Annotated in this window: 18 protein-coding genes; 11 read left to right on the top strand and 7 right to left on the bottom strand. The window is 45.7% G+C overall.

Features of this window, described 5'->3' with window-relative positions:
• The first annotated feature begins 54 nt into the window (after nt 1–54).
• From DPF91_RS03610 to DPF91_RS03595, 4 genes are all read left to right on the top strand, one after another.
• Nucleotides 55–951, top strand: coding sequence for an AEC family transporter (locus tag DPF91_RS03610; protein ID WP_117233205.1), 897 nt, complete (start codon nt 55–57; stop codon nt 949–951).
• A gap of 85 nt (nt 952–1,036) precedes the next feature.
• A complete protein-coding gene (locus tag DPF91_RS03605; protein WP_117233052.1) occupies nt 1,037–1,744 on the top strand; it encodes an ABC transporter ATP-binding protein in 708 nt (235 codons plus the stop codon).
• Complete coding sequence (locus DPF91_RS03600; RefSeq protein WP_241033749.1) at nt 1,731–4,208, top strand: ABC transporter permease; 2,478 nt, start codon at nt 1,731–1,733, stop codon at nt 4,206–4,208. The genes DPF91_RS03605 and DPF91_RS03600 overlap by 14 nt, the downstream gene beginning before the upstream one ends.
• The gene (locus tag DPF91_RS03595; RefSeq protein ID WP_117233050.1) at nt 4,208–5,296 is read left to right on the top strand and encodes a lipocalin-like domain-containing protein; all 1,089 of its coding nucleotides are present in this window, start codon (nt 4,208–4,210) and stop codon (nt 5,294–5,296) included. The genes DPF91_RS03600 and DPF91_RS03595 overlap by 1 nt, the downstream gene beginning before the upstream one ends.
• Here DPF91_RS03595 and DPF91_RS03590 read toward each other — a convergent pair.
• Both DPF91_RS03590 and DPF91_RS03585 read right to left on the bottom strand, forming a co-directional pair.
• Entirely contained in the window at nt 5,293–6,195 is a 903-nt protein-coding gene (locus DPF91_RS03590) for a glycyl-radical enzyme activating protein (protein ID WP_117233049.1), read from the bottom strand. The two genes, DPF91_RS03595 and DPF91_RS03590, sit on opposite strands and share 4 nt — an antisense overlap.
• Before the next feature lie 67 nt (nt 6,196–6,262).
• Nucleotides 6,263–8,575, bottom strand: a complete 2,313-nt coding sequence (locus DPF91_RS03585; RefSeq protein ID WP_117233048.1) for a pyruvate formate lyase family protein — start codon at nt 8,573–8,575, stop codon at nt 6,263–6,265.
• Nucleotides 8,576–8,833: 258 nt separating this feature from the next.
• Between DPF91_RS03585 and DPF91_RS03580 the strand changes: the two genes are divergently transcribed.
• Nucleotides 8,834–9,520, top strand: a complete 687-nt coding sequence (locus DPF91_RS03580) for a GntR family transcriptional regulator (protein WP_117233047.1) — start codon at nt 8,834–8,836, stop codon at nt 9,518–9,520.
• Nucleotides 9,521–9,635: 115 nt separating this feature from the next.
• Here DPF91_RS03580 and DPF91_RS03575 read toward each other — a convergent pair whose 3' ends face one another.
• On the bottom strand, nt 9,636–10,436 hold the full coding sequence (locus tag DPF91_RS03575) for a phytanoyl-CoA dioxygenase family protein (protein WP_117233046.1): 801 nt from the start codon (nt 10,434–10,436) through the stop codon (nt 9,636–9,638).
• Between the two features lie 105 nt (nt 10,437–10,541).
• Here DPF91_RS03575 and DPF91_RS03570 point away from each other — a divergent pair, with 105 nt between their 5' ends.
• The 6 genes from DPF91_RS03570 (at nt 10,542) to DPF91_RS03545 (ending at nt 19,560) form a co-directional block, all read left to right on the top strand.
• Nucleotides 10,542–11,573, top strand: coding sequence for an NHL repeat-containing protein (locus DPF91_RS03570; RefSeq protein ID WP_117233045.1), 1,032 nt, complete (start codon nt 10,542–10,544; stop codon nt 11,571–11,573).
• A 232-nt stretch (nt 11,574–11,805) separates the two neighbouring features.
• A complete protein-coding gene (locus tag DPF91_RS03565; RefSeq protein ID WP_117233044.1) occupies nt 11,806–13,728 on the top strand; it encodes a PTS fructose transporter subunit IIABC in 1,923 nt (640 codons plus the stop codon).
• 190 nt (nt 13,729–13,918) lie between these two features.
• Entirely contained in the window at nt 13,919–14,866 is a 948-nt protein-coding gene (gene treR, locus DPF91_RS03560) for a trehalose operon repressor TreR (RefSeq protein WP_117233204.1), read from the top strand.
• A 209-nt stretch (nt 14,867–15,075) separates the two neighbouring features.
• Nucleotides 15,076–16,500: a PTS trehalose transporter subunit IIBC gene (treB, locus tag DPF91_RS03555; protein ID WP_117233043.1), complete on the top strand. Its 1,425-nt coding sequence runs from the start codon at nt 15,076–15,078 to the stop codon at nt 16,498–16,500.
• Between the two features lie 96 nt (nt 16,501–16,596).
• Nucleotides 16,597–18,279, top strand: coding sequence for an alpha,alpha-phosphotrehalase (gene treC, locus DPF91_RS03550; protein ID WP_206355540.1), 1,683 nt, complete (start codon nt 16,597–16,599; stop codon nt 18,277–18,279).
• 228 nt (nt 18,280–18,507) lie between these two features.
• Nucleotides 18,508–19,560, top strand: coding sequence for an acyltransferase (locus DPF91_RS03545; protein WP_117233041.1), 1,053 nt, complete (start codon nt 18,508–18,510; stop codon nt 19,558–19,560).
• Between the two features lie 57 nt (nt 19,561–19,617).
• Here DPF91_RS03545 and DPF91_RS03540 read toward each other — a convergent pair whose 3' ends face one another.
• From DPF91_RS03540 to DPF91_RS03525, 4 genes are read right to left on the bottom strand one after another with little or no spacing between them, the layout of a single operon-like run.
• Nucleotides 19,618–20,145 (bottom strand): DNA mismatch repair protein, encoded by a 528-nt coding sequence (locus DPF91_RS03540; protein WP_117233040.1) that lies wholly within the window; start codon nt 20,143–20,145, stop codon nt 19,618–19,620.
• A 6-nt stretch (nt 20,146–20,151) separates the two neighbouring features.
• Nucleotides 20,152–20,538, bottom strand: a complete 387-nt coding sequence (locus tag DPF91_RS03535; protein WP_117233039.1) for an MAPEG family protein — start codon at nt 20,536–20,538, stop codon at nt 20,152–20,154.
• 43 nt (nt 20,539–20,581) lie between these two features.
• Nucleotides 20,582–21,691, bottom strand: a complete 1,110-nt coding sequence (locus DPF91_RS03530) for a DUF1501 domain-containing protein (RefSeq protein WP_117233203.1) — start codon at nt 21,689–21,691, stop codon at nt 20,582–20,584.
• A gap of 44 nt (nt 21,692–21,735) precedes the next feature.
• Nucleotides 21,736–23,097 (bottom strand): DUF1800 domain-containing protein, encoded by a 1,362-nt coding sequence (locus tag DPF91_RS03525; protein WP_117233038.1) that lies wholly within the window; start codon nt 23,095–23,097, stop codon nt 21,736–21,738.
• Between the last annotated feature and the right edge of the window lie 79 nt (nt 23,098–23,176).

The raw sequence follows: 23,176 nt of genomic DNA, 5'->3' as shown, positions 1-23,176 counted from the left end.
GGATTCATTGACCAGTTATTATTTTCCGCATCCGTGACCGGACCAATCTGCTTAATGTTGTTTCTTGGCGTGGCACTAAAACGCATCGGATTGATCAATGAAAACTTTATCGATGTGGCTTCAAAGCTGGTTTTTCAGGTATCCCTGCCAGCAATGCTGTTTCTCAGCATCATTCAAAGTGAGCATGATTTCGCTGCGGCGGCCAACTTGGTGGTGTATGGACTAGTCGCAAACCTCCTGTTCTTCCTTTTTACCGCGTTCTCCACCAAGTTTGCTTTCAAAAACAGCGAGGATAACGGTGTTATTCTGCAAGGCGGTTTTCGAGCCAATACCGCGATCATCGCCCTAGCATACGTCGCTAACGCGTATGGTGAAACCGGGGTTGCACTGGCGGCGGTTTACGTTGCATCCACAACCATCCTCTACAATATTCAAGCTGTCGTCGCTTTAAGCCCTCGAGGGGAAACCAGTGGTAAACAAGCACTCGCAATCATGACGAAAACCCTCACTAAAAATCCATTGATCATCTCAATTTTGGCTGGGGTTGTGTTCTATACCCTTTCTATCCCTGTGCCTAAAATGATCACCGATGCAGGCAGCTATTTTGCCAACATGACACTGCCACTTGCCCTTCTTTGCACCGGTGGTTCACTCGATGTCAGCGCGCTGCGCTCAGAAAAAGCACCGGCCTGGTTTGCCACCGGTTACAAGCTCGTTCTTTGTCCGCTTTTTATTACCTTGGGTGGCTACGTTTTCGGTTTTCGAGGACTGGACTTAGGTATCATCTTCTTTATGAGTTCAGCACCTACTGCTGCTGCGAGCTACGTTATGGCTCGTGCTATGGGAGGCAACTCTAAACTGGCGGCAAACATCATCGCTTTAACGACGGTTGCTTCCCTTGTTACCTGTACCTTTGGGCTGTTTTTGCTTTCATCCATGCAGCTGATCTAGCCCACAAATAGTCATCACTTTTAATCCATCTAAGTGGTTCATGCATATACTTTAAATAGATGCGTGCACCAATTAGAGGAATGCCATGAACGAATGCATTGTTGAGCCTTGTAATGCCACGAAAAGCTTTGTCGATGGAAAAGAATCACATCAAGTTTTAGATAACATCGACTTCACACTCACGCGGGGCACCAGTGTTGCACTGACTGGAGCAAGCGGAAGCGGAAAGAGCACTCTTCTCAACATTATTGCGGGATTTGAACCACTCTCTTCTGGTCAGCTAATCTTATGCGGTGAAGACAGTCACCAATGGAAAGACCCTCAGTGGAGCCAGTTCCGCCATCAAAAGCTTGGTGTCATATTCCAACAGTTCAACTTGTTAACGCCGCTCAGTGTAAGGCAGAACATCGCCTTCCCATTGCATCTCAATAACCTCAAATGGAATGCTTGGTGTGATCACCTAACAGAGGCTTTGGGTATTAGCTCTCTATTAGACAGGCATGTTTCCGCTTTATCTGGAGGCCAGCAGCAACGAGTCGCCATAGCGCGTGCGCTTGCTCATCAGCCCAAAATTCTGCTCGCCGATGAACCAACCGGTAACCTAGACCAACGTTCAGGTTTGGAAGTGATGAAGCTGCTAACCGAACTATCGCAACAGGCTGATACCTCGATAGTTTTGGTCACCCACAGTGAAGAATGCGCTCAGTTCATGCAGCATGGTTTTCACCTCCAAAACGGTCAACTAACTCCAACTAAAATAGAGCGTGAGGCATTGCATTGTGCAACGAGTTAATTGGTCACATGCGAGGCTGTCATTAAAGCTCTATATCGCGCACTATCGACAAGCCCCGTTGCAGGCTGCTGCCATATTGATCGGTATTGTTCTCGCCGTCACATTATTCGTGGCTGTTCAAGCCATCAACCTCAACGCCAAACGCAGCTATGCGGAATCGACAGAACAACTGAGCGGTCAAGCCCAAACACTCATTCTTCCTCTACCTGGGCAGCGTTATTTGCCCGAAGCGGTATATTTCGAACTGAGACAAGCTGGATTGAGTCAAGCGCTGCCTATTATCGAAGGACGCGTTCGAGATGAAGAGGGAAGGCGTTGGTCCGTTCAAGGCAGCGAGCTGATTGCCGCATTAACTTCGCAGTTCAATAGCACTAATGAGCAACAAGCTATACAACTGGATGATCCTGCTATTCCTCTTGCCAGTCTTTTGACCGGTGAGCCGATTGTGATGATGAGTCACGCTCAACATCAAGCCCTAAATGACGTTGAAACCCTTACCCTAGACAACATAGAAACTCAGGTAGTCGCGCTTCCAGATGGTTGGCAACTCGGCAGTCGAATGTTGATGGATATTGGCTTTGCTCAAAAGCTTCTCAACAAGCCTTCACAGCTCAGTTATATCGCGGTTCTCTCAAGCAATAGTACACAACAAGATAGATGGGCACCAATCATCAAAGGTAGAGCTCAATGGGTTGAAAACACCCAAAGTGCAGACTTAGGCTCCCTCACAGATAGTTTCCATCTCAACCTAACTGCGATGAGTTTGCTTGCCTTCTTAGTGGGTTTATTCATTGCGTACAACGGCGTGAAATACAGCTTACTCAAGCGCAACCGCTTATTGGTACAAATGCAGCAATCTGGAGTCAGTGCCAATATCGTATTCACCAGCTTGTTGATAGAACTCAGCATCCTGGTCACCCTTGGTTCATCGCTTGGGTTCATCTTAGGCATTCAGCTCAGTCATTGGTTACATCCAACCGTCCCCCTAACTTTAGAGCAATTATATGGGGCGACTTTGCTACCAGGCACTTGGTTGTGGCAGTGGTGGTTGCAAGCATTGGTATTTACCTTAGTGGTAACTTTGCTTGCTTGTTGGCAGCATTTCAAACAAAGAGTAAACCAACCTTTGTCGTCACATGGCGGGTTTTACAGCGCTCCAGATTCCATCAACGAGAAAAGACTACTCGTCACTGGCATCTGCCTATCCATCGTGGCAATGCTTGGGCTTTGGTTCAGTGAACACCATCGCCTCACTATGCTGTGGTTGGGTGTATTAGTGATATCTATTCCTCTTTACCTACCCAAGACTCTCAGCGCGTTGTCAGATTGGAGCCTCAGTAGAACCAAACCTGGGCTGGTTGAGTACTTGTTTGCAGAACTAAAAGAGCTCATTTCTCCACTATCGCTAGCAATGATGGCTCTACTACTGGCTGTCGCTGCAAACATAGGAATGAACACCCTGGTTGGCAGCTTTGAATCCACATTAAGATCTTGGCTTGAACAAAGGCTGCATGCTGATATCTACGTCAGCCCATCACAAGGTGAGATGCGTCATGTCGAACAACAATTAGAGTCTTTTCCCAATGTTGAAACGGTCTACAAACAATTTTACGTTGATATTCAACTTCAAGGCTTACCGACTTTACTCGGGACCAAGGACCAAGCCACACTAGAACAGACCCTGGTTTTCCACTCTCAATTACCCAACTTCTGGGAACAGTTTTACAGTGTAAATATGGTTGCAATCAGTGAGCCTACTAGTATCAAACTCAAATTGGATCTCGGCGATGAAATCACTCTTGATGCCATAAGCTCCAACCTAAAAGTCGGCGCCATTTTTTATGACTACGGCTCACCTAATGGAGAGGTGCTGATATCTCCGCAGTTGTGGCAAGAATCTGGATTTACCAACCTTCCATCAAGCTTGGGGCTCAAGGTCTTGGGCGACAAGGACAGGGTTTACCAGCAACTCAAAGCGCAGCTCAACCTTCATTCAAGCCAGCTCTATGACCAAGCAGAGATCAAATCCATCGCATTGGATATTTTTACTCAGACGTTCGCGATCACCAAAGCACTCAATGCTGTGACGTTATTAGTCGCGGTCATTGGTTTGTTTACCGCCTGTTTTATGTTGCTCGATGCCCGAAAAGCGGCGATTGCCAGGTTGCATGCACTCGGTGTCAGTCGTATCAGGTTACTCGCAATGAACCTAGGACAGATCGCCTCGCTGGTTATTTTTACCCTACTCATTGCTTTACCACTCGGGACTTTAGTGGGTTATGTACTGACGGATATCGTGACACTGAGAGCGTTTGGATGGAGCCTCAATTTTGCGTGGAGCTGGAGTGACGTGTTTGTCATTTCATTTTCAACCCTGTTGGTTGCTGTGTTGGCTACCTTGATCCCTTTATGGCGATTAGTGAGAAAGCCTGTGGTATCAAGCCTACAAAGTGAGGTGTTGTAATGAACAAACTTTTCGCCCTGTTACTCACTTCTTCTTTTATGCACCTTGTCGGTTGTGATCAAACCACGCCCCAAAGCATGGGGACAGTATTGGGGGAAAGCGACACTCAGTATTCACAAGTCAAACCAAGCACTCAAATTAGCTTCCCAGAAGACCATCAAGCCCATAATCAATATCGTCACGAATGGTGGTACCTGACCGCCAACCTGACCGATAAAAATGGCAAAGACATCGGTATGCAATGGACTCAATTTCGTTTCGCCGTCGCCCCTCCCAAAGACGGCACGAAAAAATCTAATGCATGGAGAAGCCAGCAAGTCTACATGGCACACAGTGCGGTGACGACGGCGCAGGTACATTATGCCGATGAGAAGTGGTCGCGCGGTCAGAAACAACTTGCCGGCGTCGAGAGTGAGCCATTTAGAGTCTTTCTTGATGATTGGCAATGGCGCTCAAGTTCTACAGATATGTTCCCCGCAACACTTGAAGCGAGTTCAGACCAGTTTGGCTATCAGTTGGTGTTAACCAGCGATGCCCCTTATCAAAAACAAGGTAATCAAGGCTATAGTGAGAAAAGTGCCGATGGCAGTGTGGCCTCCCATTACTATAGCCAGCCTTTTATCAGTGTAGAAGGAACCGTCACTATCGATGGAGTGACCCATCAAGTTACTGGTGATGGTTGGATTGATAGAGAATGGAGCTCGCAGTTTTTACTCGACTCTCAACAAGGTTGGGACTGGTTCGCGTTAAGGCTCGATGAAGATACGACCATGGTGCTTTTCCAGCTGAGGGATTCTAAGTCAGGAAAAGCCAGCTATAACCACGCGCGAATCATGTACAGAGATGGCCATCACCTAGATATTGAACCAAATGAAATGGCGTTGGAACCCATAAAAAACACCAACGTTGAAGGACGTAGTTACCCAACCGAGTGGCGGCTAGCGATTCCCTCACAAGAGCTTCAGATAGAACTCTCTGCTATCAACTCAAAAGCAAAAATGCCCCTCAATGTAGCCTATTGGGAGGGCCCGGTGTTATTTAAAGGCACACATTCTGGCAAAGGTTACATGGAACTCACTGGGTATTAAGTTAATGTCACCTTGATTGAACCGTAGCTTTTAATTTTATCTAACCATGCGGCGATCTGTTCACCTTCAGGCACTTCAGCATCCACTGCATATTCACGACCGATCTCTTCAGCCTTACCTTTACCAAAATTATGATAAGGCAACACTTCAACCTTCTGGATATTAGGCATAGAGCAGCTAAGTTCTGCGATGGCTGCCAAGTGTTCTTCAGACAAGTTATACCCAGGGATAATAGGACAGCGTAATATCACCTGAGCATCAATTTCATTAAGTAAAGCAAGGTTTTGTTGTACGAAGTCTCGGGATAGCCCAGTTAGCTCTTTGTGCGTTTTCTCCCCTGTCGCCTTGTAATCAAATAAGAACAAATCTACATAAGGGGCGATCTGACGATAGTGGTCGGGCTTGGAGGCACCATTGGTTTCAATGCACACATGGAGTCCGTTTTCTTTACACTTTTTGGCTAGTGCCAAAGAGAAATCAAACTGCTTCAATGCCTCACCACCGGATAACGTCACACCGCCACCAGACTTATCAAAGTAGATTTTGTCTTTCATAACCTCAGCAAACACATCATCGACACTTTGCTCTTTCCCATACACTTTTAGTGCATTGTGAATACAAGCATCAACACACAACCCGCAAGCATCGCAATCTTCAAAGTTAACGTTATGCGTGCCTTGTTCGTCAAACGAATGAACACCTTTAGGGCAAACCTTTTCACACTCTCGGCAGCCCACACACTTATCCTTTGAAAAAGAAAGTTGTGGTTTAACGCTCAAAGATTCAGGGTTGTGGCACCAGACACATTTCATCTGACAGCCTTTTAAAAACACCGCGGTACGAACGCCGGGGCCATCATTGACACTGAACTTTTGAATATCGAAAACTATGCCGTGCATGGTGATTTACCTGAAGGAGAATAAGCAAAAAGGGGCTGACAAGCAGCCCCATCGCTAGGTTAGTAGATTAGTCGTTAAGAGTACGATTCAAGATCTCGAGCTGAACATCACGGTCAAGATTGACAAAGCGCGCACTGAAACCACCCACACGTACCACTAAGTTCGGGTACTTCTCTGGGTTGTGATACGCATCTTCAAGCTCACCCTTACCGACAACGCTCACCATGATTTGTGGACCGCCTTGCTCAAAATACCCATCTAGCAATGCCTCGACAATCATGCGTTTGTCTTGATACATGTTCTTACTGAACTTCATGTTCTGAACGGAGCCAGCATGAACATCTGCTTTTAGTTTCACGAGCGAATTCAACATCGCTGTCGGGCCATTTTTATCCGCGCCACTTTGAGGATTGTTGGCATTACTCATGTAAACACCTTGGTGACGACCATCCGCAGAGGCGCTGGTTGCACGTCCCCACTCTGTGTTTACTTGGTTGTTAATGATCACAACCAAGTAGCTATCCATACCAACCTTTGCAGCTGAATCTTTGATGCCATTACAGATGTATTCATGCATCTCGACAGCGATATCGTCAACATAAGCGTCATCGTTACCAAATTTAGGCGCTTGAATCAGATCATACTTCATGCGGTCGTAGCCGTCGAAATCGACGCGTAAGGCTTCAATCAACTCTTGGTAACTGTACTTTTGCTCTTCAAAGATGACGCGTTTAATTGCTGTTAATGAGTCATACGCGTTGGTATTACCGTAAGTCTCATTGGTACCACCTAGCTTGTAAACACCGCCGTCTAGCAACGCTTTGCTGCGGCCAATACAGTCATCCGTCAGGATGCTCGTAAACAAGAAGCCTACCTCTTGGTTCATCACTTCGTAAGAGAACGCCTGAGCTTTGGACGTTAACTCGATATAGTAATCAAGCAGGTCACGGTAGTTTTGCATCACGTCTTCAAAACTTGATACTTGGTCAGGTTGAATAAGTGCCGTACCGCCACTCTTGTCTTTGCCATCCCAGAAATCAATACCACCGGTTAGTGAGATATTTAAGATCTTCAAGATGTTAATACAGGTGTTTGGCGTACCAACACTTTTTCCAGAAAGAACAAACTCACCACATCCAAACGGCACGTAATGCTCCGCGTCTTGCTCTGAAATCTGCATAGACTTCATCACTGCAGGGATGTTCACATCATCGTTGTACAGAATCGGGTAAGTCAGGCCTTCACCGATAGCATCAAGCGCATCTTGGTAAACGTCTTCGTTCATGCCTTTGAAAATACGTAGCGTAAATTGTGGTTCTGTGTCTTGGTTTTCACGTACTGCCTGGATCGACAAACGACAGTACACGTCGGCTGTTTCAGGATTACGGCGACCTTTACCACCAACCACAACACGACCGTTTACTGTCGTCTTGCGCGCTTCGATCAGTCGGTAGTGAGAACGGATATAGTTAATAGCTTGTCGCTCTGTGATTCGACCTGCATCGAGATCGGCCACCAGCAAATCACCCAAGTAATCATCCATACGACCGTAGTTCACTACACCCGCACACATGCTGAATAACCAAGAAAGCTGAATACCTTGAAGGAAAGTCTGCGGCTTATCAGTGCGAACCGCATTCAATGCATCGATAAGATCGTTCATTTGGTGCTTGCGTGACAAATCTTCTGTTGCCTCTAACTCTTTAGCGCAAAGCATAATGTGGTGATCGATCACTCGCTCCAAGATATCAAAACACCCTAAGAACGCCTTGTGCAGTGATTGGGCCTTTTCGTCACCCGCCGCTTTCGCTGTTGCGAGCTTATCGGAAATCATTGCTCGCATACCAGTAATGCCGTTGTCGATAAGCTTGTTGTAATCCAAATACATGCCACTTAAGCGAGCCGTTGCGATTGCTGGGTAATTTACATCAACGAATTTACCGAGAGTCGAGTCATTCAATGTTTGGCGGAAATAGATAGAGCGTGTGTCATTGGTCTCCCAGTATTTGAGCAGCGCATCAACACGTTGATGCTCAGATTCTTCTAACTCAGCTTTGAACGATTCCAGCTTGTCAAAGTTACAGTAGTGCCCCACGCCACCCACTGATGTCACACTACCAAAACCGATCGTCAACGCATCAACACGGCCTACAACACAGTCTTCATCCTCAATTTGTCTAAACAAAACAGGATAAAGTTGCTCAAGACATTTCACTTCACGCTGGTAAATATCCAACTCACTTTGGTGTGCATGAGTATAGGCTTCCATCACCTGTAGCTGAGTTAGCGCATCCTTTTCACATGGGATCTTCTTATTTACGTCGACTTGGCTTGGGTTATTGTCGATTTTTGCTGACTTATTATCGATTGTATCTGGCATAGTGGGTTCCTCTCGAAGCTATGTAGCCAAGATAAACCCACACTAAAAATATGTAAATACAAATATAACAGCAAACTCTTCATTGATGATCTCGATCATAAATTGAACACCAGCTCCTTTTCACTACTCTGAAAAAGGGTTATCTGATAGCATGTTACAAATAAATGAAGCTATCTTTACGCTTCAATGAGAAATATGTGTTAACAGCTGACTTAAGCAGATAAGTGACTGTTAAGAGAAAAGAAAGAAACGATTGATATGAAATATGTAGAGGTTTACCAAGCGATAAAGTCAGATATCGTCAACAATATCTACCCTGCTTGGTCACAATTGGATGGTGAGCATGCGCTTGCGGACAAGTTTGGCGTGAGTCGCCCAACATTACGTAAAGCAATCGAAAAGCTGAAGCAAGAGTCTTTTGTTCACTCTCGCCAGGGTTCGGGGATGTTTGTAAACCCACCAGAATTCTACCAAGACAACAACCTGACCAGTATTTCCGAGCGCATCAATAAAGAAACCGATCTCAAAAATATCGTCCTCGAGTTTACCCAAGTTCAAGCAAATACTGAGCTAGCGAAGAAGTTCAAGCTCGAAGCAGGCACCACGCTCTACCACTATAAACGCATGCGAATTATCAATGGTGAACCTGCGATGCTAGAAGAAACGTGGATGCCTGTGAGTCTTTTCCCTGATTTTAAAGAAGCCTATTGTGAGCATTCTGTTTTGAGCTATATCGAGAATGAAGCGGGTAAGAATATCAGTCACGACGCTAAAACCGTATCTGGCAAAATCGTTAACGAAAAAGAGGCATTCTTACTGCGCGTTGAACCTAACCACGTGACACTCGTGATTGAACACAACGTATATCTGCTGCATTCAGTATTAGCACAATACACAATCGAGACCTTAGCCTCTAACGAGCTAACAACCGTGTCCATTCGTTAAGCCTAATATTCTGCTTCACATACGAAAACGGCGTGAGTCAATTAAAGTCACGCCGTTTTTGCTATCAGTTATCGGCACTCCAAACCATTGAATTTGCAGTGTAAAACATAAAAAATTAAAACTTCGGTGGCTGCTCAACCTTATTATTAGCAACGTTCTCACCACGCAGGTGATATAAGCGGTGCGTTTCATTGTCCGGGTGGTCTTGATTGATCTGACACTCCAAAGAGACATAACGCATTGTATAGCCACATCGACGCATGGCGCTCGTGTTCGGCAAAGCGCCATGGAATATACGTCCATCGTGGATAGAGCAATGATTTGGTTCAAGCTCAAAGTAAACCGCATCTTCCTCATTAAAGTAACGACCGTGCAGCTCTGTTGAGAAGGTGTGCGTCGCTTTATCGACTGATACATACTCAAAATTTTCTTCACGTACGTGTGTTCCAGGGATCACTCGCATACAACCATTTTCTTTTTTAGATGGATCAATCGCCAGCCATATGGTTGCGAGCTTATCCATTCTGTCGATACGGCCTTCCCAGTATTTCGAGTCCTCATGCCATGGTGTCTTGCGCCCGGTGAAGGGTTCTTTGCAAATAAAGTGGCTACTCCATAGCCCAATGTTTGGACCAATAATCGACTCTACTAAATCAAGCACAGGCTCAGATGCTAAGAACTTGAACAAACGCGGGTCTTCATAGTGAGGACGGTTCAGTTCGTCCGCACGCATATCGCCCTTACCATCTAGCAGTGACTCAAAAATAGCTTTTAGCTCAGCAAAGTCTGGCTCACTAAAAAGTGGTTGCTTAGGCAGTACGAAGCCCTCTTTACGATATTGGTCGTAAAGCGTCTCTAACTTTTTCTCGGATGGGCGGTCTAGGGTTGAGCATGGTTCGATAGTTGAAGTAGCCATTGATCTTTCTCCTTATTTGTATTTACAAATTAAACAAATTTGTTATCTTGTGCAACTACAAATTCGTTACAAACGTGAAATCATCTCTTTACTAGAGGAAGAAAGATGCCTGTTACTCCGACAACCAAAGACAATTTTATTGTTGATAATCAGTGGGCTAGCGTTCCTGAGCATATCAAGATTGATAACTGCCACGAGCTGGCACAGAGCAAAGATGGGCGCATTTTTCTATCCGCCGATCACCCAGACAACAACATCATCATTTTCTCTCCAGAGGGCGACTTCCTTGAGAGTTGGACCTTGGGCTACGATGGATGTCACGGTTTAACCTTGTTCGAACAAGGTGAACATGAGTACTTGTTGATTACTCAGACAGGAGTTACGGAGATCGATGGTATCGTTAAAAAAGGCCTAGGCGAGGTGGTAAAAACCGACTTAAAAGGTAATGTTCTACACACGTTTGCCAATCCATTTGAACTAGGAATTTATCCTGATGAGCTGACCTATAACCCGACCGAAACCTGTGTTGCTCCAAATGGAGACATCTACATCGCAGACGGTTATGGAGCAAGCTACATACATAGTTTCACCCAACAGGGTGAGTATCAATTCTCTTTTGGTGGTAGTGAGTTAGCACCAGATAACGCTTCACTTATAAATCCGCATGGTATTACTATCGACCCACGATTTACCGACATAAACGGCAACCCTTTACTCGTTGTGTCTTCGAGAAAACAATCCAAGTTCAAACACTTCACTTTAACGGGTGAGTTTGTTCACAGCACCCATTTACCGGGGGCTTATCCTTGCCGAGCTGTGATAAACGGTGACCACCTATATTCAGGAGTATGCTGGTCGGGCCCAATAGTGAGTGATGATGACCTAACCAACTACGCTAACCGACTTGATGAAAGCGGGTTTGTCATCGTATTAGACAAGCAAGGGAGAGTCGTGGAGGCGATTGGAGCGCAAAAACCTGAGTATATCGACGATTCCTTACAACCACTGAACGCTTTAAGTGACTCGCCGTTTGCACACATTCATGACGTATTACCTCTCAGTGATGGTTCAATGCTCATCAGTCAATGGCGAGGTCATCAAACGTTACCTTACCGGATACAACCCAAGAATTTATAGATATTTGACATAACAAAAATGTCAATAAGGGGAGTTTCCGTAAGTTTGGTTAATCAGCGTTAACCAGTTCACAGTTTGGACAATAGGCGGCTAAATTGAGCTATCCTCTATTAAAAAACATGATTAGGGTCAATTTAACACCGCCAATCCCCTCCTAATATAGAATCTGATTTGTAAATACATATATAAATTAAGCTTACGTTACCCTACAAATAACAAAGAGATCCGCATTATGATGAAAGAGATCCTCAATGAGCAGCTAATCAAACTTGAATTAACTGCGACAGACAAGGAGTCTGTATTCCAAGAGCTTGCTGATGTTTTAGCGTCTGCAGGTAAGGTTTCAGACAAAGCGCTATTCGTTCGTGACCTATGGGAACGAGAAGAGACAGGAAACACAGGATTTGAAGACGGCATCGCCCTTCCTCACGCAAAAAGCGCGGCAGTCACATCACCTGCCATCGCTGTAGGTATCAGTAAAACAGGGATTGATTATGGAGCAGAAGATGGGCAGCCATCTGACATCTTCTTTATGATCGCCTCTCCTGCACAGGCTTCGGATTTCCATATTGAAGTTCTCGCTAATCTTTCATCTAAAATCATTGAGCCTTCGTTCCTTGAAAACCTTAAAGCTGCAAAAACGGCAGAAGAAGCGTTGGCGCTGATCACAGCAAGCAACGAAGAAGAAAAGCCAAAACATGCCATCAGCAAAGGCTTTATCATTGGTGTAACCGGCTGTCCAACGGGTGTGGCACACACTTATCTGGCTGCTGAATCTATTGAAAAAGCCGCAACCGAGATGGGCTATGAGCACCGCGTTGAAACCAACGGTTCTATCGGTGTACGCAACTCTCCGACTGATGCCGATATCGAGCGTGCAGACGCGATTGTTGTCGCTTGTGACAAACAAGTCGATCTTAACCGTTTTGCAGGGAAGAAAGTCATTATCACCGGCGTTAAAGCCGCAATTAAAGAAGCAGATAAGCTGATTGAGCAAGCACTTGAAGCGCCAATCTACCAAGGTGACGGCAAAGCTTCTACTCAGAATGCGAATGTGGTTGGCCCTGGTGGTTCAGGTAAAGACCTCTACAAATATTTAATGAATGGTGTATCTCACATGATCCCATTCGTCGTGGTCGGCGGTATCTTGATCGCCCTTTCCCTCGCGATCGGAGGTGAGCCAACGCCAGGTGGACTTGCGATTCCAGAAGGAAGTCTGTGGAATAAGATTCTCGACGTAGGTGTGGTTGGCTTTACCTTGATGATTCCTGTCCTTGCTGGTTACATTGCTTATGCGATTGCTGACCGTCCAGGTCTTGCTCCGGGTCTGATTGGTGGTTGGATCGCAAACAATGGCTCTTTCTATGACGCTGGTGCGGGTACAGGCTTCATTGGTGCCATTATTGCTGGTCTATTGGTGGGTTACTTCGTTAAGTGGATTGTCAGCTTCAACTACTCGAAGATGATTCAGCCACTTGTACCAATCATGATCGCGCCAATTGCTGGCTCGCTCTTCATTGCTGCAGTGTTCATCTTCATCATCGGTGCACCGATCGCTGGCATCATGGAAACCATGAACAACGTACTGGCGAACCTATCGACGGGTAACGTGATCATCATCGGTATCGTGATTGGTTTGATGCAAGGCTTCGATATGGGTGGTCCTTTCGGCAAGGTAGCTTTCCTATTCAGTGTCGGCTTGATTGCTGAAGGTCAAACTCAGTTCATGGGTGCACAAGCGGCTGCAATCCCTGTTGCTCCCCTAGGTATGGCACTCGCAGCATTCATCGGTAGCAAAATGAACCTATTCGAAGGCGAAGAAGTTGAGAATGCGAAAGCGGCTACGGCTATGGGTATGGTAGGTATCTCTGAAGGTGCAATCCCATTCGCAGCTCGCGACCCATTTGCGGTCATCCCAGCCAACATGATCGGCTCAGCAGTAGCGTGTGTGCTAGGCTTCTCATTCGGCCTAACATGTAACGTTGCTCACGGTGGTCCTATCGTTGTACTACTTGGCGCATTCAACAAGCCGCTTCTAGCGCTAATCGCAATGGCTATCGGTGTCGCAACAACAGCATTTGTCGCTATCACGCTTAAGAAGATGCGTTTAAACCGCGCAAAGAAAAACCAACAAGCTCAGCTAGCGACTAACTAAGCTACAACAGCTAAATAAAGCACTTTCTATATCAAGCCCCTCAGTTTTGAGGGGCTTTCGTTATAACTAGCAAATGGCTTCTTTTTCTGATCGCCCGCATTTACAACCACTGCAAAACCCTCTACCTTTAGCGTTCAACGCATATGGCTATGCATTCATTGAAACAATAACCAGAAACCTAAACCTACTCATGAGCAAAAAACTCACCATCCTCGATATCGCTAAACTCTCTGGCGTCGGTAAATCCACTGTGTCACGTGTACTGACCAACGATCCAAAGGTTAAACCTGAAACCCGAGAAAAAGTGGAAAGAGTGATCAGAGAGTCTGGTTATGTCCCTTCCAAATCAGCACAATCAATGCGTGGTGGTAGCCAGAAAGTTATTGGAATTATTATCTCTCGTCTTGATTCTCCGTCAGAAAACAAAGCAGTCAGTAGCATCCTTGAGGTGATCTACGCCAATGGCTATGACGCAGTGATCATGGAAAGTCAGTTCAGTCGAGAGAAGACCAATGAGCATTTGGAGGTTTTGCAGCGTCGCAATGTCGATGGTGTGGTTGTGTTTGGTTTCAGTGACTGCGATATCGAACCACTCAAGAAATGGGACAACCGCGCTGTAGTTATCGCAATGGACACCGATGAGGTCTCTTCGATCAATTACGATAATGCGGGTGTCATTAGTCAGGCTATCGCCTCTATTACCGAGCAAAACCTCAACAATATCGCTTACGTTGGTGTTGACCCTAGCGATAAAACCACAGGTCTGCTGCGTCTCAACGCCTATCTAGATTGGTGTGAACGAACAGGGCAAGAACCAAGCTATCAAACCGGTCAGTTGAGCCATGAAAGTGCTTACGAAAACTGCGCTAACGTCATCACAGATCAAACCCAAGCCATTGTCTGCGCGAGTGATACGTTGGCTATGGGAGTGATTAAGCGCTTACAAGAACTAGGTCGTGAGGACGTCATCGTGACCGGAGTAGGTGGCAATGAGCTACTCTCCTTCTTGTTCCCAAAAACCATTAGTATTGACCCTGGGTATCAGCAAGCGGGCCACAAAGCTGCGCAGGTACTAATGAGCCAGCTCAATGGTGAGTATCAACAAACCCACATTACCCAAGAGCCTATTTCACTCTAGAGCTTTTAGCATAAGGGTTTGAGGTCCTTTTGCCCTTTATAACCTGCTCGTTACCCTTCACACGCGCTAAAATTAATTTGTGATCGTTCTCAAATGATGGGAATGTTCCCATTTATTCTTTATTCAGTTATCGGCATTATACTCAACAACAAATGGGAACATTCCCATAAAAAATAGATAAACCCTATTCAGAAACTAAGGACATCCCAATGAGCAAGATTGCAAAACAAGATGTTGCACAAATCATCGAGAAAGTCGGTGGTAGCGACAACATTGCAAGTGTTAGCCACTGTCTAACCCGTCTTCGCTTCGTACTGAACGATACTGACAAAGCCGATGCAAAAGCACTAGAACAACTGAAACTGGTCAAAGGCTGCTTCACCAATGCTGGTCAGTTCCAAGTCGTTATCGGCACTGAAGTCGATGAAGTATACAAGATGCTGATAGCGCAAGCTGGTAAGAGTGAAACATCGAAAGACGATGCAAAGCTCGCTGCTCGCCAAAACATGAACATCGTTGAGCGCGGCATCTCCCACCTTGCAGAAATTTTTGTACCCCTTCTCCCTGCAATCATTACCGGTGGTTTGATCCTTGGTTTTCGTAACGTTATCGGCGACATCAAGATGTTTGATGGCCAGACGCTGACACAAATCAGTCAGTTCTGGGCAACCGTACACTCATTCCTATGGTTGATTGGTGAAGCGATATTCTTCTTCCTACCGGTGGGTGTATGTTGGTCAACCGTGAAGAAGCTGGGTGGCACACCGATTCTGGGTATTACTTTGGGTGTGACCTTGGTTTCACCACAGTTGATGAATGCTTATCTGATTGGTAAAGAAGTACCGGAAGTATGGGACTTTGGCCTATTCGTGATTGAAAAAGTCGGCTACCAAGCCCAGGTGATCCCTGCCATGTTAGCGGGTATGGCGCTGGCCTTTATTGAAACGAACCTTAAACGTATTACTCCATCTTACCTATACCTAGTTGTTGTGCCGTTTGTTTCAATCCTACTATCGGTAATCCTTGCGCACTCAATCATCGGTCCATTTGGTCGTCTATTAGGTGATGGCGTAGCGACAGCAGCAAAAGCCGCAATGACGGGTGATTTTGCAGTCCTTGGTTCGATGATCTTTGGTTTCCTATACGCTCCATTGGTTATTACAGGTATTCACCACACAACCAACGCCGTTGACCTGCAACTTATGCAGGAACTGGGTGGCACACCAATCTGGCCTCTTATTGCACTATCTAATATCGCGCAAGCATCGGCAGTCGTTGGAATCATCATCATCAGCAAGAAACATGGTGAACGTGACATCTCTGTACCAGCGGCAATCTCAGCATACTTAGGTGTAACAGAGCCTGCGATGTACGGTATCAACCTGAAATACAAGTTCCCAATGCTTAGCGCAATGGTGGGCAGTGCGATTGCAGCAGCGCTGTGTGGTAGCGCAGGTGTGATGGCAAATGGTATCGGTGTAGGCGGTCTACCTGGCATCCTATCTATCCAACCGCAATATTGGGGCATCTATGGCATCGCAATGCTCGTCGCCATCTTTATCCCTGCAATGCTAACGCTATTCCTATACAAGCGAGCACAGGGTAAAGGCGAACTGGAAGTCGCAAACGCGTAGTTCGTAACCCCCAAGGGAGAGCAGGCCTGACTGCTCCCCTTTCATTTTTTCGATTTTTGATTTCTATTTTTAAGTGTAAGTACCATGACAACGTTAATGACTCAATCAGCTGATAAACTGTGGTGGAAAAAAGCGTCTATCTACCAAATTTACCCAAAGAGTTTCTGTGACAGTGGTGCAAAAGGCACCGGTGACATTCAAGGTATTATCTCTAAGTTAGATTACCTCAAGCATCTCGGCATTGATGCCATCTGGCTGACTCCCATTTACGAGTCGCCAATGATCGATAACGGCTACGATATCTCTGACTACTACGCGATCAACCCAGACTTTGGCACCATGGCGGATTTCGATCAGCTACTGGCAGAAGCACATGAGCACGGTATTCGCATCATCATGGACATCGTGGTTAACCACACCTCAACCGAGCACAAGTGGTTCCAATCGGCATTGGGTGATAAAAACAGCCCATACCGTGATTACTACATCTGGAAAGATCCCATCAATGGTGAAGCACCAAACAACTGGGAATCAAAATTCGGTGGCAACGCTTGGGAATTAGATGAAGCAACCGGCCAGTACTACCTACACCTGTTTGCCAAAGAGCAGGCGGACCTTAACTGGGAAAACCCGAAAGTTCGTGAAGAAGTCAAAGACGTCATCAGCTTCTGGGCAGAGAAAGGGATCGATGGTTTCCGCCTAGATGTCATCAACCTAATATCTAAGCAACAAGACTTCCCGAATGATGATATTGGTGATGGTCGCCGCTTTTACACTGACGGTCCCAAGGTGCATCAATACCTACAAGAGATCAGCGAAGCGGTTTTCCAAAAATATGGCAGCGTGACGGTCGGCGAGATGTCATCAACCACGCTTGAGCACTGTCAGCAGTACTCTTCTCTCGATAACAAAGAGCTGTCGATGGTATTTAACTTCCACCACCTTAAAGTCGATTACCCGAACGGTGAGAAGTGGACTAAAGCACCATTCAATTTCTCTCAGCTAAAAGAGATCTTTAACCACTGGCAGACGGGTCTAAACGGCAAAGGCTGGGGAGCGCTATTCTGGTGTAACCACGACCAACCTCGCATTGTCAGCCGTCTAGGCAATGATTCTGAGTATCGAGTGGAATCGGCGAAGATGTTAGGCGCGGTGGTACACATGATGCAAGGCACGCCGTACATCTACCAAGGCGAAGAGATCGGTATGACCAACCCTGGTTACACATCGATTGAACAATACCGTGACGTAGAAAGTACCAATATGTACGACATCATGGTTAATCGTGACAAAGTCGTTACCCACGATGAAATGATTGCGATTTTGGCTCAGAAGTCGCGTGATAATTCACGTACTCCAATGCAGTGGAATGCTTCGGAGTTTGCAGGATTCTCTAAAGCACAACCTTGGTTAGAAGTTGCGAGCAATTACCCTGCATTGAATGCTGAGGCAGCAGTTGATGATAAAAACTCTGTGTTCTACTTCTATAAACAACTGATTCAATTGCGTAAAGACGTAGACGTCATCACCACCGGTGATTATCAAGACCTCTACCCTGAGCACTCAGCAATCTTTGGTTATAAGCGCCAGAGCGAGAATCAAACCCTTATCTGCTTAAACAACTTCTACGCAGACCAAGCAGAGTGTACGTTGCCGGTCGGCACCGAACTGAGTAAGGCTAAGGTACTACTCAGTAACTATGAAGACCAAGAGCTGGCTGTTACTAAGCAGCAAGTGTTACGCCCATACGAGACGCGCATTTTGCTGATTGAAAGCTAAGTTAAGTACCATCACTGAGATCCCGTGAATAATACGCCTACATCAGTTTGCACTGATGTAGGCGTTTTTCTATCCTGAACTGCCGCCTCAATGAGTTCTTCAATAATGTGAAGTGCGTGGGAATGCAACACTTTGAAACGTTGGGAATCAACAATTCAGAATGTAGTGATATTCATCAAAAATATTGTCTGATATGTTGCCGCACAGTTATTTATAGAGTGCGCTAACATGACACAAAACCAATCAACTCAACCCCAGTCTCAAAAAGGAAAAATCGCCAGCATTGAACTGCTTCGCGTCCTCTCTATGCTAGTAATCATTGCTATGCATTGCCAAATGATGCTCACTTACTGGCAGTTCGATGAAGTGCCATGGGTCGGCTATATCTTCAATCAAATTACACGCTTTGCGGTACCGTGCTTCTTTTTGATCTCTGGTTTCCTAATCCAACCTAAGTTGGTTCAAGCTCCGATTGAGACCTTTAAGTCTTACTCAAAGCCACTGTTTAAAGTTTGGCTCGTTTGGAGCGTCATCAGCCTCGCAATGCCTTTTAACCTCGGTGTCGTCGCAGAACATGGCTACCTAGCTGAGCGCCAAGGTTATTGGGGTTACCTGATGCAAACGCCAGTCAATACCTTGTTTGAAGGTGGATTAGTACACCTTTGGTTTATTCCAGCATTGATTATCGCGGTGGGTATCATGGCCGTTTTGCTAAACAGCAAAAAAGCTTCTTGGATATTCCCGCTTGGCTTAGGTTTGTATGTCTATGGTGTACTGGCGGGAAGCTATGTCAATCTCACCGAGATCTGGTCACCAATCTTCACGCGTAATGGCCCATTCTTCAGCTTGTTAATGGTAGCGATTGGTTTCATGGTTCGTGAGAAGAATATCCAGTTTAAGTCAGGTATTGCAATGGCTATTGCGTTCTTGGGACTGCTGATGCACTTCTGTGAAGCACTGTGGTTAACGCATTTCGATGTTGCTTTTAACATCCACGACTTCTTGTTTGGTACCGCTATTTGGGGGACAGGTACTTTTTTATGGTTCTTGTCTAAACCTAACCTTGGTAACCAAGCATGGGTGTTTAACATTGCGAAGAGTGTACTTGGAATCTATGTCAGTCACCTATTATTTGTCATCATCATGAACAACGTGGCCGGCATCAATGGCTTACACGGTGCTAGCAAGGATCTCACCGTCATTATTGGTACTTTGATCCTGGCACTGCTGTTTGTGAAAGGTATTGAGAAAACACCGCTAGCTAAGATTCTTCTGCGCTAACCTTCCCTTATGCTAAAAACAAATGAGGTGAGTCAAGTGCTCACCTCATTGCTATCTTTATTTTCTCGCTAAATCTCTAGCCAAAATCAGCGCTAAACCAAAGATCTGTAGAAAGAGTGCGATACTCTTGTAAAAGGCCATGCGTTCACTTTGATGCTGAATCACTTCGGTCGCCGTAATGTTATCTAAATAAAAGGTATCAATTCTTTCACGCAACGATTGTTGAGTCGTGGATAAGATATCAAGTACTTGAGGAAATGTTTGCTCTGTGATGGATGGGATAGTTTTCCCCGTCCAATTATTGAGATCGCTTTGTAACTCTTGAGCAATAAGAGGTGAGAACTCAGTCTTGAGATGTGAATGGAGCAGCAACATGTCACGCTTTCGTTCAATTGATTCAATCTGATTCCATGTCAGTTGAATCGAATAAATATTATCGGCTTTTTGCTCATTGAGAGCAGCCAGTTCAGCAGACATCTCATCTAGCACTACACTGGTAATCATAATCGCTAGCACGTTCAAGATTAGTCCTGTAAACACCAATATCCAAGGTGGTGTAGAACGAAAACGGCTAGCGAATGACATAATGAGTTACCAGAAGTTTGACCAAGGCAGATAAACGACGTTAGCAACCGCCAGGACAATTAAGCACAAGAAGGACAGGATCATACCGATTTTTCTTAACTTAAAAGTCTGTGCCAACACAGCTTTGGCATGCATAACTCGACCAATGCAAAATGCTACCCCAACAATATGAATGAGCCATAGCGGCGTACCATTAAACTCAGCAAAGCCCATCATAATTAAAGTGATAGGAATCATCTCTACGGCATTGCTATGAGCCGAGCGTGCTATTTGTAGCTCTTCCACCCCTCCATCTGCATAGGAAACCAAATTCGCTCGGCGTTGTTTAATCACTTGCACAGTGAGGTAGATAATCAGCAATGAAAGAAAAGCAGCGTATAGCGCAGTAACCATGAATGTAACCTTTTAGTTTTTATATGATTTACAGTGTAAAGGATCAGGAGAATGACATAGGTTTAATCATAGTGCTATTTGGAAAAACTTCTTCTAAAACAGCTTCAGGCACCGATAAATGATTGCCAAGTCCCTTTTTGATCACTGAACGCATGTCCGTCGTCGGCATCAGATCTCGCTCTTTATAAAGCGCTTGTTTCGATAGACCCGGCCATCGCCCAAATACTTGAGCCTTGTTGATTCCAAGGCTCCCAAGTCCTCCCCCAGCAAGTAACATCACATTACCCGTGCCGTGATCAGTCCCTTTAGTGCCATTCTCTTTTGCGGTGCGACCAAATTCGCTCGCAACCATCACCACGGTGTTTGACCACTGTTCTCCTAGGGATACTTTCAATGATGCTAGGCCGGTGTCCAAGGTTCTCAGCTGGATCGATAGACGACCCGACTGGTTAGCGTGAGTATCCCAACCACCTAATTCTAATGCAGCAATGTTCGGACCATTTGTTGCGGTTAACAGCTCACCTGTTTTGGCACATAAACTCTTAAACGCCTTCCCTTGCCCCTCACTACTCACCATTGCATTCACCTCTTGCAAGCTTTGGTAGTGCATAGAGAGCGTGGCGTCACCTTCAAATAGTTGAGTGAGCAGCTCTTGTTGCTTATTACGATTCTTCAATCGGTTCGGGTACCAACTCACGATAGGTTCATCGCCTTGCATGATCAATGGTAAGCCGGCATCAATAGCTACTCCTTGATTGTCGCTTTTACTCAATGCGATAAAGCGATTCAGCCATCCTGATGTCGCAGTCGGGTCTTCAGTGCCGTTCTCCAGTATCTTTTGACCATCAAAGTGCGATCGCTTGCGATACGGCGTTGCACACGCATGAACAAAGCTGAGTTGGCCCTGCTTAAACCATGGATGTATCGACTTTAGTGATGAGTGCAGACTAAATTGGTTGTTCAAAGGGAGTTGCTGGCTCGATTTAATAGCAATATTGGGACGTAGCCGAACATAATCAGGATCCGCATGTGGGATAACCACACTCAAGCCATCCATAGCCCCTCGAAGCGTTATCCAGACAAAGATGTTAGGCGATGACGTTTTGGCAAAAATAGGTATAGGCAGCAAGCTCGAAATAGACACTGCGCCCATCGATTTAAGAAAGAAGCGTTTTGAAGACTTCACAATTTATCTCCCTAACGATATTGAAACTGAGGGCTTAGCCAAACAAGAGACAACTGCATAGAAGCCTTGTCCGTTTGGGAGAGCACCAATTGAGTATGTTCATCTAGGTGCTCGCCATAGAGGTGCTTAACTATTGCATCAGCCAGCTGCTTAGTTGGTTGTTCCTTTTGTTTCGCTTGTTTAATCACCATGGCAGCAAGCTGCCCAGCAATCTGAATCCGCTGCACCAATGCCGAGGGGCTATTGTAGTCACTATCATCATCAGACCAACCAGCAGGTGAGCGTGACAAGAACGGTGGTTGCCCTAGACGAGTTAAGAGCTTAAACGACTGGGATTCATTGATTTCAACATCAACACTGCGTAGTAAAGCAACCAGCCACTCATTCGGCGTTCGAAAACGACACGCGTCAGCATTTTGGGCTTCGCTGCTCGATATCAAAATTTGATACATTGGAAGAAGCTGAGTATCGGATTTCAAATAGGCCTGTGCCATCTCATCGACCAGCACCTTTGCCGTATCACCAATAAAATGCTGACAAAGTTTACCTGCCAAGTGTCGAGCCGTACTAGGGTGTCGTGCAAGCTCTTCAAGAATGGCCCTCCCCTGTTGCTCTCCAGCTTGGTTATATCGCTTACCCAATACAGTGATTGAACCGGGCTGATGAGATTTGTCGTGGTAAAAGTAGCCTACTTGATTCGGCTTCATTCGTACGCTCCAGCCTGTGATCCCTTTCGCCAGCTCTTGAACATCTTGTTGATCGTAGCCACCAGTAACACCCAAGCTGTGAAGCTCCAAGATTTCACGCGCAAGATTTTCATTCAATCCTTTGCTCCTTCTCTTTCCGACAACCGTATCGGGACCTATTGAAGAAACGTTATCTAGATACATCAGCATAGCTGGGTGCTGACACGTCGCCAGAAGCATCTGAGAGAAGCTTTGATCCCAATACTGCCGACAGACATCATTTTCAATGGTGGTACTTAAGGCAAATACTCTGCGAGTATCAACAGAGATCGCAAAATGATTGCTCCAAAACTGAATCAAACGCTCTTGAAACCCCAAAGGAGTGTGAATAGATTGCAACATCCGAGCATGAGATTGTTGGCGGTACGCATTTCTGGCAAACGCTTTCTGTTCATCTCGAAGCTTTGCTAACCCTTCTTTGTCGCCTTTTAATTTGGCGCGAGCTTGGCGAAACTCGCCGACTTTCAGCAATAGACCATCGGTCGACGGTAGAGATTGAATCGAACTATGTAGATAAGAAGCCGCCTTTAACTGTTCTTCCAAAGGCATAGACGTTGGGGAACCAAGTCTCGCCCCTAAGCCAAAGCGTTGGTCACGTAAGATTTCTTGGGTGGGATAATACGGCATCCTTGCTAACCACTTTCAATTAAATAAGTTTGTTTCTACAACTGATAATAGCTTGTAAAACAAAGCCCAGCACGATGGC

Origin of the sequence: Vibrio maerlii, from assembly GCF_003415655.1 — a bacterium.
GTDB lineage: Bacteria > Pseudomonadota > Gammaproteobacteria > Enterobacterales > Vibrionaceae > Vibrio > Vibrio maerlii.
Note: the sequence above shows the minus strand (reverse complement) of the source record. Positions and strands in the feature narration are given on the sequence as shown.

What these genes read in the sequence shown, in the direction of transcription:
- DPF91_RS03585 (WP_117233048.1), bottom strand. Translation starts at nt 8,575, where the DNA reads ATGCCAGATACAATCGATAATAAGTCAGCAAAAATCGACAATAACCCA.
- DPF91_RS03590 (WP_117233049.1), bottom strand. Translation starts at nt 6,195, where the DNA reads ATGCACGGCATAGTTTTCGATATTCAAAAGTTCAGTGTCAATGATGGC.
- treB (WP_117233043.1), top strand. Translation starts at nt 15,076, where the DNA reads ATGAGCAAGATTGCAAAACAAGATGTTGCACAAATCATCGAGAAAGTC.
- DPF91_RS03535 (WP_117233039.1), bottom strand. Translation starts at nt 20,538, where the DNA reads ATGGTTACTGCGCTATACGCTGCTTTTCTTTCATTGCTGATTATCTAC.
- DPF91_RS03545 (WP_117233041.1), top strand. Translation starts at nt 18,508, where the DNA reads ATGACACAAAACCAATCAACTCAACCCCAGTCTCAAAAAGGAAAAATC.
- DPF91_RS03525 (WP_117233038.1), bottom strand. Translation starts at nt 23,097, where the DNA reads ATGCCGTATTATCCCACCCAAGAAATCTTACGTGACCAACGCTTTGGC.
- DPF91_RS03605 (WP_117233052.1), top strand. Translation starts at nt 1,037, where the DNA reads ATGAACGAATGCATTGTTGAGCCTTGTAATGCCACGAAAAGCTTTGTC.
- DPF91_RS03540 (WP_117233040.1), bottom strand. Translation starts at nt 20,145, where the DNA reads ATGTCATTCGCTAGCCGTTTTCGTTCTACACCACCTTGGATATTGGTG.
- treR (WP_117233204.1), top strand. Translation starts at nt 13,919, where the DNA reads ATGAGCAAAAAACTCACCATCCTCGATATCGCTAAACTCTCTGGCGTC.
- DPF91_RS03610 (WP_117233205.1), top strand. Translation starts at nt 55, where the DNA reads ATGTTGTTTCTTGGCGTGGCACTAAAACGCATCGGATTGATCAATGAA.
- DPF91_RS03565 (WP_117233044.1), top strand. Translation starts at nt 11,806, where the DNA reads ATGATGAAAGAGATCCTCAATGAGCAGCTAATCAAACTTGAATTAACT.
- DPF91_RS03575 (WP_117233046.1), bottom strand. Translation starts at nt 10,436, where the DNA reads ATGGCTACTTCAACTATCGAACCATGCTCAACCCTAGACCGCCCATCC.
- DPF91_RS03595 (WP_117233050.1), top strand. Translation starts at nt 4,208, where the DNA reads ATGAACAAACTTTTCGCCCTGTTACTCACTTCTTCTTTTATGCACCTT.
- DPF91_RS03580 (WP_117233047.1), top strand. Translation starts at nt 8,834, where the DNA reads ATGAAATATGTAGAGGTTTACCAAGCGATAAAGTCAGATATCGTCAAC.
- DPF91_RS03570 (WP_117233045.1), top strand. Translation starts at nt 10,542, where the DNA reads ATGCCTGTTACTCCGACAACCAAAGACAATTTTATTGTTGATAATCAG.
- treC (WP_206355540.1), top strand. Translation starts at nt 16,597, where the DNA reads ATGACTCAATCAGCTGATAAACTGTGGTGGAAAAAAGCGTCTATCTAC.
- DPF91_RS03530 (WP_117233203.1), bottom strand. Translation starts at nt 21,691, where the DNA reads ATGGGCGCAGTGTCTATTTCGAGCTTGCTGCCTATACCTATTTTTGCC.